The 13192-nt window shown below is 38.5% G+C and carries 11 protein-coding genes; 2 read left to right on the top strand and 9 right to left on the bottom strand.

The window, feature by feature from the left end; translation table 11 throughout:
- Positions 1-220: 220 nt before the first annotated feature.
- From dnaK to ANA7108_RS0120885, 8 genes are all read right to left on the bottom strand, one after another.
- Positions 221-2131: a molecular chaperone DnaK gene (gene dnaK / locus ANA7108_RS0120850; RefSeq protein WP_016952766.1), complete on the bottom strand. Its 1911-nt coding sequence runs from the start codon at positions 2129-2131 to the stop codon at positions 221-223.
- Positions 2132-3022: 891 nt separating this feature from the next.
- Positions 3023-3577 (bottom strand): protoglobin domain-containing protein, encoded by a 555-nt coding sequence (locus ANA7108_RS0120855; protein WP_016952767.1) that lies wholly within the window; start codon positions 3575-3577, stop codon positions 3023-3025.
- Positions 3578-3738: 161 nt separating this feature from the next.
- On the bottom strand, positions 3739-4662 hold the full coding sequence (locus ANA7108_RS0120860; RefSeq protein ID WP_016952768.1) for a DUF4388 domain-containing protein: 924 nt from the start codon (positions 4660-4662) through the stop codon (positions 3739-3741).
- A 130-nt stretch (positions 4663-4792) separates the two neighbouring features.
- Positions 4793-5332 (bottom strand): ATP/GTP-binding protein, encoded by a 540-nt coding sequence (locus tag ANA7108_RS0120865; RefSeq protein ID WP_016952769.1) that lies wholly within the window; start codon positions 5330-5332, stop codon positions 4793-4795.
- 168 nt (positions 5333-5500) lie between these two features.
- Positions 5501-5872 (bottom strand): roadblock/LC7 domain-containing protein, encoded by a 372-nt coding sequence (locus ANA7108_RS0120870; RefSeq protein WP_016952770.1) that lies wholly within the window; start codon positions 5870-5872, stop codon positions 5501-5503.
- Between the two features lie 100 nt (positions 5873-5972).
- On the bottom strand, positions 5973-6443 hold the full coding sequence (locus ANA7108_RS0120875) for a hypothetical protein (protein ID WP_016952771.1): 471 nt from the start codon (positions 6441-6443) through the stop codon (positions 5973-5975).
- Positions 6444-6872: 429 nt separating this feature from the next.
- Entirely contained in the window at positions 6873-7535 is a 663-nt protein-coding gene (locus ANA7108_RS0120880; RefSeq protein WP_016952772.1) for a response regulator transcription factor, read from the bottom strand.
- 5 nt (positions 7536-7540) lie between these two features.
- On the bottom strand, positions 7541-8740 hold the full coding sequence (locus tag ANA7108_RS0120885; RefSeq protein ID WP_016952773.1) for a sensor histidine kinase: 1200 nt from the start codon (positions 8738-8740) through the stop codon (positions 7541-7543).
- Positions 8741-9028: 288 nt separating this feature from the next.
- On the opposite strand from ANA7108_RS0120885, the gene ANA7108_RS0120890 reads away from it, so the two are divergent.
- A complete protein-coding gene (locus tag ANA7108_RS0120890) occupies positions 9029-9508 on the top strand; it encodes a hypothetical protein (RefSeq protein WP_026104352.1) in 480 nt (159 codons plus the stop codon).
- Between the two features lie 195 nt (positions 9509-9703).
- On the opposite strand, the gene ANA7108_RS0120895 is transcribed toward ANA7108_RS0120890, so the two are convergent.
- Complete coding sequence (locus tag ANA7108_RS0120895) at positions 9704-12511, bottom strand: ATP-binding protein (RefSeq protein WP_042490587.1); 2808 nt, start codon at positions 12509-12511, stop codon at positions 9704-9706.
- 54 nt (positions 12512-12565) lie between these two features.
- Here ANA7108_RS0120895 and tmk point away from each other — a divergent pair, with 54 nt between their 5' ends.
- On the top strand, positions 12566-13192 hold the full coding sequence (gene tmk, locus ANA7108_RS0120900) for a dTMP kinase (protein WP_016952776.1): 627 nt from the start codon (positions 12566-12568) through the stop codon (positions 13190-13192).

Raw genomic sequence — 13192 nt, forward strand, 5'->3', positions numbered from 1 at the left:
TAAGAATTACCTGTCACCTGTTCCCTGTTCCCTGTTCCCTGTTCCCTGTTCCCTGTTCCCTGTTCCCTGTTCCCTGTTCCCTGTTCCCTGTTCCCTGTTCCCTGTTCCCTCTGATAAATGTGAAATTTATTTTGCATCACTACTTATAAAAAATACCCACCCAGATAAAAATCTGAATGGGTAATAAAAAAGGGAGCAATTAAACCCCCAAAGAATGGAATTATTTGCTTTCAGTGAAATCTGCATCAATTACATCATCACCACTACCAGAAGGAGGGGTAGAACCGCCAGAGGGAGGTTCAGCACCACCACCAGGAGCCTCACCTGCACCAGCTTGTTGATAGATGTTGCTACCAACAGCAAACAGTGCTTGTTGCAATTCTGGTGTCAGCTTCTTAATTAGCTCATCATCTTCCTTAGCTACTGCTTCCCGCAGTTCTTTTACCAAACCTTCAATTTTGGTTTTATCAGCATCAGGAACTTTATCACCCAATTCTTGCAACTGCTTTTCAGCTTGGTATGCTAAAGAATCAGCTTGGTTCTTACGTTCAATTTTCTCACGGCGTTCTTTGTCACTAGAAGCATTTTGTTCAGCTTCGCGCACCATGCGGTCAACATCATTTTTATCCAAGGTAGAAGCGCCAGTAATGCTGATAGATTGTTCTTTACCAGTGCCTTTATCCTTAGCAGTAACGTTGAGAATACCGTTAGCATCAATATCAAAGGTAACTTCAATTTGAGGTACACCACGAGGTGCGGGAGGAATACCATCTAAACGGAAGGTTCCCAAACTCTTGTTATCATTTGAGAATTCCCGTTCCCCTTGGAGGACGTGAATTTCTACGTTAGTTTGACCGTCTACAGCAGTCGAGAAGACTTCTGATTTTTTGGTAGGAATTGTGGTGTTACGAGGAATAATCTTAGTCATCACACCACCCAAGGTTTCTACACCCAAGGATAGAGGTGATACGTCTAACAACAAGATGCCTGTAACGTCACCAGATAGAACACCTGCTTGAATAGCTGCACCAACTGCTACTACTTCATCAGGGTTAACAGTTTGGTTTGGGTCTTTACCTAGCACCCGCTTGACGACATCTTGGACTGCGGGAATCCGGGTAGAACCACCAACTAGTACGACTTCATCAATGTTGCTCTTATTTAATTTGGCATCTCTGAGAGCATTTTCTACGGGGATGCGGCAACGGTCAATTAAGTCAGAGCAGAGTTCTTCAAATGTGCCACGAGTTAGAGTTGTATCCAGGTGCTTGGGGCCGTCCTGGGTAGCTGTAATAAATGGCAGGTTGATTTCGGCTTGGGTAACGCTAGAAAGCTCAATTTTGGCTTTTTCAGCGGCTTCAGTTAAACGTTGTAAGGCTTGTTTATCTTTGCGGAGGTCAATGCCCTCGTCTTTTTTGAATTTTTCAGCTAAGAAGTCAACGATTTTTTTATCGAAGTCGTCACCACCAAGGTGAGTATCTCCAGATGTTGCTAATACTTCAAATACGCCATCTCCCACCTCCAGGACAGATACGTCGAAAGTCCCGCCACCAAGGTCAAATACGAGGATGGTTTCGTTGCTCTTTTTATCAAAACCGTAAGCTAGAGAAGCCGCTGTTGGTTCGTTGATAATCCGTAGAACTTCAATACCAGCGATTTTACCAGCGTCTTTGGTAGCTTGACGTTGGGAGTCGTTGAAATATGCAGGAACGGTGATGACTGCTTGGGTAACGGTTTCACCCAGATATTTACTCGCGTCTTCTACGAGTTTGCGGAGGACTTTGGCTGAAATTTCTTCTGGAGAAAACTGCTTACCAGCGCCTGGAGAGTCTAGCTTGACGTTACCGCCACTGCTGAGAACTTTATAAGAGACTTCGGTAGTTTCCTTGGTAACTTCATCGAAACGGCGGCCAATGAACCGTTTAACAGAGTAAAAGGTGTTTTCGGGGTTCATTACCGCTTGACGTTTAGCGATTTGACCAACTAAATTATCGCCGTTTTTAGCAAATGCTACTACTGATGGTGTGGTTCTAAAACCTTCGGCGTTGGCAATTACAGTGGGTTTACCACCTTCCATAACTGCTACGCAGGAGTTCGTCGTACCTAAGTCAATTCCAACTACTTTTGCCATTTTATTTTGTTGACTCCGTATAACTACAAATGAATGGGATTATAAAGGACTAAATTGTGAACTAACTGATTCAAAAAAGCAGTCCGTTCAGCATGGTTTAGCTTTTCTGGGCTTGAAACCGCAAGTTATGCTGATATATATACTGAACTTGTGTAGCCAGTCCATGAAGGGTGGTTTCCCGAACCTTGAATAGGACGGTTAATTTTAAAGTTTGTTTTTAGTTGGTTCATGGATCAATTTGCTGTCACTCTGACTAATGTAGGAGAATTAATACGTTCAGGAATTGGGGTGAACCGTAATCTCAAAGTCGTATTTGCCGTCAAAATGAGGTTATGGGCAAGCTAATGGCACAGTATATGTGCTTACTAACCTCGTAAATTAGTGTTTTAGAAAACCCAAATTACCGGGGTAAACAGCATAGATAGATTTGGTGAAGAGGAGGATGCAGAGGGCTGTCAGTCACTATACTAGGCAAAAAGACCCTAAAAATGCTGGTATGGTTGCTCCACAGTCAGAAGCAAGTAAAAATAGAAGGATTAGTCGCTACCCTACTTTTCCCAATACAACTTTCATCTGTTTGTCGTGCAAGTGATCTCAGAAAAAGCAGAAGAAGACATAGTGATTTTTGGGCGTTGCATAATTGCGGGATGATTTGAGAATCTGCATCAATATATAATCACCGCGTCTGGAGCGTCTCCGTGTCTTGAGCGTCAGTCTAAATGATAAGTATTCAACTAGACCTGATATAATACTGTCACTTTCTATATTTGCATAAAATAAAGCCCCGGTAGTAAATACCTCCAGGGCTTATATATATCTTAACTAAATGAAATGCAAAATTTTTTTCAGGAAAATAAACAGACAGAAGTGATGGAGTTTAAATGCTTGTGCTTACATACTAGATGCACCAGTACCAATGAGCCGTTTGAATAAAGCTTCTGACCAACCAGTTTCTTTAAGTACCGCAGCGGAGGAAACTTCTACATAAGCCTGCTCAATAAAAGCTAAATCAATCATACAAATTCTGCCTAATGCATATTGTAATTCATCTGTTTTCCCATCAAGTCTGAGCTTTTTACCAACTTCATGGACAACAACTGCCATCGCCGGAACTACGTGCTGAGGAGCAATTCCAATCTTCACATGAACAAGCCCGATATGCCAACGAATTTTAGCATATTGTTCGCCCCAATTATCCACTCCTGTAAACATTTCATTAAACCACTGAATAAATGTTTCATGTAGGCGATGAATTCGTCCTTCACTTTTATTTAAAATGGCACTCATTTCTTCATCACGTCCTAGATAATCATAGAAGTGATCAGCCATTGTTGCAGCAATTTCTTTTCCCCAATCTGCGTTGGATTTAAGAATAGTTTTATCTTCAGAAGTTAAACCAATTCTTGTTTCCATTTTTGCCATAAAAGCGCTCGGTTCGATAGCCATAATTAACCCTTTAAAAAGATAGATGTGCTTGGATTAAGTCTTGTATATGCTGTGTAAAAGAGTATGCTATAAGATTACACGCTTTGATCAGAGTAGCAAAGATATGCACCTTATATTATTAATTTTTACCTAAAAATAAGTCACCAAAATTGCATTTTTAATTATGATGTCTTATTGCGTAAAAAACCAACTAAATTTTTGAGGAATGATTGACTAACAGATGGCTTTTCTGCTGGCTTTTCTGTAGGTGCTGGTTTAGTTGCAGGCACAGTTTCCTGTAATGGTTCTGGAAAAGTGATTGCGGAAATAGAAGTGGAAATAGGCTCTTCTAAAGTGAATGTAGGTGTAGCACCAACCATAAAATACTCTTCTGCTAAACCAACTACAATCAGTCGGAAAGCAATTTGCTGTACAGTTGCTAGGGGTATACTCAGTTGATTGGCAATATGCTGTAGAGAAACCTGTCCGTTGACAAATTCCCATACTTGCCATTCTTGAGCATTTAACTGCATTTTGGGCTGTTTCACGAGAAACCCTGACAAACCGGAAGTTGGATCTGGCAGTTTTTCTTCTAAAGCCGTCCAATCTCGTAGCGCCCGGAGTCCAATTAATATTACCTCAGTTGCAGACATACTTAAACCTGTCATTTCTCCCAAAGGCAATGATGATGTTGGCTCAAATTTAAACAGAGCATCCTTGACTTGAAATAAGGAACATACTGGACGCAAAACTTGGCTATTAAATAGCAGTTTTAATTGTTCTGGTTGTAGTAGTCCTTGAGATTTGAGACACAAACCTAGTGGTGAGTTGATAAAACAGGAGGAAATTTGAGTAACTCTGGAGATGACACGCTCACTTATCCACCCTCTTTGAGCAATCATTAATGTTAGTCCTTGTTGGTCTAAGCGATCTGCTGCGCTGATGACTCGACCTTGATGCAGCCACATATAATAAACTTGTTTTTTCCGGGTTTCAGTTCCTTCTGGTAAAAATTCAATGTAAAGTAGTCCTGTTTTTTTTCCTTGATCTAAAAACTGAAGTAGTTCTGGGAAGGAAAAATCGGCAAAGTTACCAGTAATAGTCATATTTTACCTCCTTTACTAAAGGATATAAATATCTAGCAAATCAGAATAAAAATATTCCGAAACTTAACCTCAAAAAATTCTGATTTAATTGAGGTAATTTTCCTAAAATAATTAGGATTAATGAGATAGATTAGACTGCACAACTTTCCATTAAGTACTGTACTAGGGCAATGACAGCTTCACCGACAGAGTCTCCTTCGTTAGGATTTACTCTGACCATAGGAGGTCTTTCGGCTTTATCAACGTACCCAATAGCAAGGTATACATCTTCTTCAGACCAAGCTCCCGGACAATCGGTATGTGTTAGACCAATGATCATGGGTATCTGAGCGCGTTCTTGCATAAAGTTGAGAATTTTACGCGCATGACGGAATTCTCTAGCTCGATGTGCTGCTACTAGTAAAATATAAGCGTGAGCTTTGCGAATCAAAATATCCCACATGAAATCAAAACGAGACTGACCAGGTGTGCCATAAAGATGTAAAGCCATGTCAGGTCCAAATTGCAATCGACCAAAGTCAAAAGCCACAGTAGTTCTTTGTTTCAACAATGCTGTTTCATCAGTTGCACGGGTATCTGTATCTACGACTTCAATTTCACTAATAGAACGGATAAAAGTGGATTTACCTGCTCCTACTGAGCCGGTGACAATCAAGCGCATAATCTCCATGTTTATTTACTCCATAAATAAACAAATTAATGATTGATAATTCACTAGCTTAAACAAACTCCTAAATAGGGTTGATATTTGTTTATTAATGGCTGTAAAGTTCCCTAGTTTAAGGAGTATTTTGTCTACAAGGGAACTTGTATTAAGTTGGCTTTAGTATGAGATTATTTAGGATAGAACTAGTTTGAGTTCGGCAAGAACACGTTTAATTTCTAACATTAGTAATCCTTGTTTTGCACTTTCACTAGCTAATACAAGCAATACTGCATCTTCACCACAACCTGTCAAGATACCAAAGCCTTTATTACCTTCTACAAAGATGCGGTCTACATTTCCTCTAGCTAACTCAATCCCAATCCGTTCACCTAGAGACAGCATAGATGCTGACATTGCTGATACACGTTCTTCATCCATTCCACCTGGTAAACTTGCACCTAAAGGTAGACCATCGGGAGTAACAAGTGCTGCTCCTTGAACGTCAGTAGTAGCAGTTACAAAGTGTTGTAAAATCATGCTCAGTTTTTCTGTATTAATAGCCATATTATTGTTCTCCGTTGTGTTTAATTTGAAAGTGAGTAGGGAATTTTTATTAATTCCTGATTCAATAAGTTCTTGATCTTTAATTAAAGTTATGGGCTTTTTAGTCTAAAGGCGTTAATTCAAATACATCGTGAGTACCACCTCTGAGTACTGATTCAGTATGTACTGCTCGGAAACGTTTGTTAAGTACTTGTTCTATTGCTCCCCAAACTGCACCCATTGTAAAAGTACATTTGCGGGTCGAATTTTGTGGTTCACCTGCTGAACAAACTGTTTCAGATGTGTATACTTTAATATTCTCACCTTCCGTCACAATTCGATCAACAATACAAAGTCTGGTTCCTTCTTTACCTAATGCTTGAGACAATTTTTTAGCTACATCATCTAAGGAATCTAGAGTTCCCACTAAACCCAAATCTGTTGCTAGTTTTTTGCCTCTTGTTCGTCCAGCTGTGGTTAAAGCAATAGCCGTGGCTTTTTCTCCTAAAGCATCTTCCATGCCCGTAACTACGGCTTTGAAGCAGACAATGCTATTGAAATCGCCTAGTTGTGATCTTAATAAATCTGGCATATATTTGCCCCAATTTAATTTTGAGGATTACGGTGTTTAAATAAATAGGCAAAAATTGATTTAGCTGTGTTGATACCTCCATTTTTTGTTGTCATTAAGGTCTGACTGTGTAAATGGATGCCCTTTGCTCAGTTCCCTATGGCTCAATTATGCTGAATAACAGGTCAGAATAATACCGGGGAAATACTGAATTTAGTTTTTGTTATATCAGTTATAAGTTAAGCAAATATAACGGATTACTATTTTGGCTCAGGCTTTGAGACTTATACAGAGTATGGAATCTGGGGTTTATGCTTGAACCTAGTGATTGCAGATTATAGTTTGATGTTGATCATTATGTATTAATTTTTGTCAATAAAAATGCTAGATACTCAAAAATATGATACATATTTTTGTGGTTATAAATACAGAGAATACTGAAATCTTAAATTAAGTATCTTGTTCTAAATAAGATGAGAAGGTATTGGCAAGGATAGCAGCTTGAGTGCGATCGCGCAAATTTAATCGGTTTAAAATATTGGTGACATGATTTTTGACTGTTCCCTCAGAGATATAGAGTTTCTGGGCAATTTCTCGATTACTAGCACCTGTAGCAATTAACCACAAAACCTCCTTCTCTCTGGGTGTCAGTTCAGCTAAACTCGGTGGGATAGATGGTGTCGGCTTAGATAAACCGGAAGGGAATTGAGTCAAAAGTTTTTTAACTATTCCTGGATCTAGTTGAGAATAGCCTTTATCAACAGCACGAATGGCAACAGCTAACTCTTCTGAGGGTGTATCTTTGAGTAAATAACCCATTGCACCATTCTGTAAGGCAGCTTTCACATATTCATCATCATCAAAGGTTGTCAATACTAAAACTTTGGTATTAGGAAAGCGTTTTTGAATTTCTCTAGTAGCTGCGACTCCATCAATGATCGGCATTCTGATATCCATTAAAACTACATCTGGCTGTAATTTCTCAACCAAATTAATTGCAGTTTCGCCATTTTCTGCTTCTCCAACTATTTCTAAATCCGCTTCTAATTCTAATAATGCTCTTAATCCTTGTCGAATTAAACTTTGGTCATCTACAAGTAAGACTTTAATCATTGTTTTTACCGAGATAAGGGAATATCAACTATAATTTCACAACCAGAGCCATAAGCGCTATTAATTGTAAACTCACCTCCTAGAGATAAAGTGCGATCACGCATACTTTGTAAACCAAAACCAGTAGTATTTTGTTGTAAATCAAAACCTCTACCATTATCTGCAACTATTAATTTTAAAGCTTCTGTAGTTGTAGTTAATTCTAATTTGACTTCCGAAGCTTGTGCATATTTAGAAATATTTGTCAATGATTCTTGAATGATGCGATAAATAGGGTTAATAATGTCAATAGATAAAGGCAAGTTCAGAGATATTTGACAGTTTATGAAAATATTATTTGAACGATAAAAATCTTCTGCAAGAATAGCAATTGCCTGTTCTAAAGATTTTCCTTGTAAAGGGTGTGATCGCATTTTAGAAACCGAGTGGCGTACATCTTGTAATGCTTTTGAACCTAGTTCTTTAGCTGTTGCTAAAAATGTCAAAGCTCTAGGTATATCAGATTTAGCCAGCTTTAAAGCAGTTTCTAATTGCAGATTTAAAGCAGTTAGAGAATGTCCTAAAGAATCATGAATTTCCCTAGCAATGCGATTACGTTCTTCTAGAGTAGCCTGATTTTCAATTTTCAGCGCATATTGGCGAAGTTTTTCATTAGCAATAGCTAGTCTTTCTCGACTTTGGCGTTCAGATAATACTGCATTCATCAACAGTAAAATAAATACTAAACTTAATCCGAATAAAATTGTTAGACTAAAACTAAAAAACCGAAAACGTTCTTGAGCTAGTGGAGATAACCTAAAAGAAGGTGCGCGATGATTAAGTGTGATAAAAAACAAGATAAATGATAAAAAAGTGACTGTCAAACGTCCAGTTAACGGAAAAATTAAACAACTACGAGTTACTAAAATTAAGTAAAGGAAGGGGAAAAGTCTAGTAGTTTTGCCACCAAAAAAGCCAATTATTAAAATTAGAGCAACTTCTGTAGCTGTATATATTACTTGAGAAAATTTACTATTTGTAGGTAGTCTTAAGCCCATCAAACCAAAAATAGCCAAGCTACAAATAGTTAATTCGGGAAACTGCACAGAAAATCGAGGTGATGGGGATGGTATAGTTACCATCAAAGCAGAAAGCCCCAGTAATCCCCATTCCAAATAAAGCAGAAAGCGAAAAGGATGATTATTAACCTGAATAGGGGGAGACATATAATTCAAAAGTTGAAATTTGGGATTTTGAATGTTTCGTTGATGTGTGTCAAGATTGTTATACAGTTATATTTACATTTATTAAAATTATTTTTGCCAAATTGGGATGCGCCCTGGGTAATATACTATAAATATACTTACTTTAATTTCTACTTCATAGCTAGTCACCTTTGTCAGGATGGAACCATTACTTTAGTCATGAGTGTAAACGTGACTTTATCCTCATGTGGTAGTTGAAGGTAAGTTCTTATGATAGTGACATCCAATCGAAAAAACACAAGCTTATTTATGAAACTCAAAACATTCTCATTTATGGCTGCTGCGCTTGCGCTTACTGTAACTGCAATCCCCTTTGTAGCCCAAGCACAACAAACTTCCCCTTCAACTCAGCCAAGTCAAAAATTTGAAAAAAAAGGTCCTTGGCAAAAATTAGGGCTAAGTGATGCACAAAAAACAGAAATTCAGAAAATTCACCGCGAGACACGCACTCAAATTAAACAAGTTTTGACGACAGAACAACAACAACAGCTAAAAGCAGCAATGGAAGCAGATCGAGGTCAGTCTCCACAGCAAAGAGGTGAGCGTAAAGGAAGAAAAGATCCTTTCGCTACTCTAAATCTGACTGAAACGCAGAAAGCTAAAATTGGCGAAATCAAGAAGTCTTCAAAACAAAAAATTCAAGCAGTTCTAACTCCAGCGCAACGGGAACAACTTAAGCAAAATTGGCAGAATAGACAATCACGTCGTCAACAACGTAGTTCCCAATAATATAGTGTCTAGTCCGGTTGAATACTTATGATTACGGAACCGCACGGGGAGGCAGGATCTTTTTTGATAAGCAATTAGCCGGACTTGATGTAATATCACATTTATTTATAACGGTATCATTATCAGAACCGAGGAAAGCAGAAATTAGGGATTAGAGGAAGCTAAGAAAATGCTTTCTATCCCAATTTCTGCACTTCAATGATTATTTAGGTGGTAATTTTTTTGTTTTAAGGGAATAATAATAGCAAATTCTGTGCCAAGACCAGGTTCAGAAAGACATTTTAAGTTGCCTCCATGTTTTTCGGTAATAATTTTATAACTAATAGATAAGCCTAATCCTGTACCTTTACCCACTGGTTTTGTGGTAAAAAATGGTTCAAATAAATGTTTCTGTACATTTTCATTCATGCCAGAACCATTATCTTTGATGCAAATTATTACTTCTTGGTTACTAGTAATGTCTGTATAAATCTCTATTTTGGGATTGTTCACTGTTTTGTGATTGATAACTAACTCATCTATAGCATCAATCCCATTAGCGAGAATATTCATGAATACTTGATTGAGTTGTCCAGCGTAGCACTCTGCAAGCGGTAGATTAGCGTATTCCTTAATAACTTCAATCTCTGGACGGTGAGATGTAGCCTTGAGACGACTTTGTAAAATCATCAGTGTGCTATCAATACCTTCATGGATATTCACCGCTTTCATTTCTGCTTCATCCAAACGAGAAAAGTTTCGCAGAGATACGACGATTTCTGTAATTCTTTGTGCGCCAACATTCATGGAATTAAGTAATTTAGGCAAGTCTGCCATGATAAAATTTAGATCGATAGTTTCAATTTCATTTTGTATTTCTGCATTCGGCTGGGGATAGTGTTGCTGATAAAGTTGTATGAGTTTAATTAAATCTTGAATATATAAATTAGCTGGGGTGAGATTGCCATAAATAAAGCTAACTGGGTTGTTGATTTCATGGGCTACACCTGCTACCAATTGTCCTAAACTTGACATTTTTTCACTTTGCACCAATTGAGCAGCTAATTGTTGTGCCTCTTGGCGTAATTGAGCTTCTGAATTTAGTAATATTTCTTCAGCTTGCTTGCGTTGGGTAATGTCATGGACAATGACTACATATTCTTGAAAATCTTGATGTGGTCGATCTGAGATGGAAACTTCCAAAGTTCTGATTTTCTGATAATCGCATAGAGTATGTTCTCCTCGTTTGTTCCATTGTTCTGGATATGCGGTTAATTCGGGCAGGAATTTTTGTAGGTGATGCCCCAATAATTGCGATGGATTACAACCAAAAAAGTCTTCTGTTGCCGGGTTTGCTTGGCGGATAATACCCTGTTCATCTACTACTAAAATTCCATCTTGGGCAACAGTAAATAAGTGTTCTGCGGCTTCTCGTGCTTCTGCTAGAGCAACTACTTGGGGTAAACTTGTCCAACAAGCGATCGCAACTCCTACAAATGCTACTGTTATCAACAAAATAACAACCAGATTTTTCACGGTTGTGATCGGGGCTACATTCAATAACCAAACAAATAAGCAACCCACCAAAACAGCACCGCAGAGGAGAAACATTAATATCCCCACTTGTATAGCCAAGGGGTCTTTAATGGAGGTTCGCTGATGTGATTTATACAGCTTTATCCACCAATGGGAACGAAAAACAGGAATGGGAAGATAACGAACTAAGGCATCAATCAGCAATACAAAAAATGGCGCTAATAATCCTGCCAAAAAATCTTGCCAGCCCCAAGCATAGGCAGTCACTAATAGAATTACGGCTTCTATGATAAAAAAGACTAAAGATAGTTTTGGCCACAATATATCTGGTTGATTTCGTTTTTTCCATAACCCTAAATGCATGAGCATGAACGCTACAAACCAGGCAACATTTCCCACTATGACGATTTGAGATATGTCTCCCCAAAGAAAATAGATCATGCTGATGCATAAACTCAGAACTAGTGATGAACCAAATACCCCACGAGATGAAACTAGAGAAAAAACTGATGCTAAGTGTTTATCTACAGCTAACTGATAGATAATTCGAGGTGAATTAGAAATTGCGGTTGCTGAACCTAGTAAACAACAACTAGTCAGTAAAAAAGTTACGGTTATTGGTCCAAAGTCTCCCCAAAATGATACAGATGCTACGGCAAAATTAAGATAAGGATTATCTTCTAGACCTTCAATGGTGCATAATCGGATAATTACCCAAGAACCACCGATAAAAATGGGCAGCATTAACCAAGCAGCTATGTCGAGAAAATTTAAAGTTTGTTTGGGGTGACGGCTATCAGCTACAAATGAGGAAACAGTTTCACAACTGTAGGTGGTATAGCTGATGAAAAAGAACCACTTAGCCCAAGCTATAAAATTTAACGATGTCCAATGTTGAGGAAAAAAGCTGGGACTATGAGGAGAGAAAGCTAAAAAACCCAATCCTTGCAGACAAAATAATAACAGCAAAAGTAAGGCAGGAAGTGAAAATAATAGATGTAAAATACTTAAGGCACGACTCCCGCTAAAGGCAACAACAAAGGGTAATAAGGTAAAGCCAAGTTTCAAAATTGTGTCTGGACAGGGAATATCCAGTACATCTAGATTCCCATGAATCATATTTGTGAGTACTACCGAGTTGAGTGGCACAACTGAAAGCCACGAGATGAGATATCCAATGGCGGCATAGCGGGCAATAATGGGGTAGCCTGGCCACAAACGAGTTATGTAGTTAGGAGTTCCCCCAGCTACATTTAAAAAATTTCTACCTAGATGTTTGACTTGATAGTTGATTAGCATTCCGACTATGACAGCGGGAACCCAAACGAAAATAGCTGCTGTTCCCAAGTCCGCATGAACAGTTGGGACTAATGTTATCCAACTGAGATGATTTGTAACACCAAAAGTCCAGGTTTCCAAAGTACTCATACTTCTTGGTAAGCTTTGGAATGCAAACTGATGATCAACCGGACTTTGGGAACGTGACATAAATCTCTATGCTGTCTTAGGGTTAAAAAATCGGTAGGAGAAAAATTTTAAAACATGAGTGGTAAATTAATTGTATTTGAAGGAGTGGAAGGCTGTGGTAAAACTACCCAGATGCAGATGTGTAGTTTATGGCTAGAGACTCAAGGTGTATCTGTTATTCTAACTCGTGAACCAGGGGGAACGGAGTTGGGTTCACATTTACGCCGACTATTGCTGGAAAAGTCAGAGGATAAGCCTGTTGGGGAAGTGACAGAATTACTGTTGTATGCTGCTGATAGGGCGCAACACATCGAACAGGAACTCAAGCCGAATTTAGCAGTAGGGAAATATATTTTGTGCGATCGCTATACTGACTCTACCATTGCTTATCAAGGTTATGGCAGGGGTTTAAGTATGAGTATAATTAATCAGCTTAATAATATTGCTACTGGTGGGTTAGAAAGTGATCTGACTATTTGGTTAGATGTCGATGTCGAGGTGGGACTATCTCGCAAACGTGGTCAAGCTACACTAGACCGTATTGAACAGGAAACAATTGCTTTTCATCGTCGTGTACAACAAGGATATACAGAATTAGCTGCAACTTACCCATCCAGAATTTTCCGAGTAGATGGAAGTTTGAGTCAAGAAGTTGTCCAAAAAATGATCCAGGAAATTTTAAATGAGCAGTTGTTTAATTAA

It is taken from the genome of Anabaena sp. PCC 7108, from assembly GCF_000332135.1.
Taxonomy (GTDB): Bacteria; Cyanobacteriota; Cyanobacteriia; order Cyanobacteriales; family Nostocaceae; genus Anabaena.

What these genes read in the sequence shown, in the direction of transcription:
- dnaK (WP_016952766.1), bottom strand. Translation starts at nt 2,131, where the DNA reads ATGGCAAAAGTAGTTGGAATTGACTTAGGTACGACGAACTCCTGCGTA.
- ANA7108_RS0120855 (WP_016952767.1), bottom strand. Translation starts at nt 3,577, where the DNA reads ATGGCTATCGAACCGAGCGCTTTTATGGCAAAAATGGAAACAAGAATT.
- ANA7108_RS0120860 (WP_016952768.1), bottom strand. Translation starts at nt 4,662, where the DNA reads ATGACTATTACTGGTAACTTTGCCGATTTTTCCTTCCCAGAACTACTT.
- ANA7108_RS0120865 (WP_016952769.1), bottom strand. Translation starts at nt 5,332, where the DNA reads ATGGAGATTATGCGCTTGATTGTCACCGGCTCAGTAGGAGCAGGTAAA.
- ANA7108_RS0120870 (WP_016952770.1), bottom strand. Translation starts at nt 5,872, where the DNA reads ATGGCTATTAATACAGAAAAACTGAGCATGATTTTACAACACTTTGTA.
- ANA7108_RS0120875 (WP_016952771.1), bottom strand. Translation starts at nt 6,443, where the DNA reads ATGCCAGATTTATTAAGATCACAACTAGGCGATTTCAATAGCATTGTC.
- ANA7108_RS0120880 (WP_016952772.1), bottom strand. Translation starts at nt 7,535, where the DNA reads ATGATTAAAGTCTTACTTGTAGATGACCAAAGTTTAATTCGACAAGGA.
- ANA7108_RS0120885 (WP_016952773.1), bottom strand. Translation starts at nt 8,740, where the DNA reads ATGTCTCCCCCTATTCAGGTTAATAATCATCCTTTTCGCTTTCTGCTT.
- ANA7108_RS0120890 (WP_026104352.1), top strand. Translation starts at nt 9,029, where the DNA reads ATGAAACTCAAAACATTCTCATTTATGGCTGCTGCGCTTGCGCTTACT.
- ANA7108_RS0120895 (WP_042490587.1), bottom strand. Translation starts at nt 12,511, where the DNA reads ATGTCACGTTCCCAAAGTCCGGTTGATCATCAGTTTGCATTCCAAAGC.
- tmk (WP_016952776.1), top strand. Translation starts at nt 12,566, where the DNA reads ATGAGTGGTAAATTAATTGTATTTGAAGGAGTGGAAGGCTGTGGTAAA.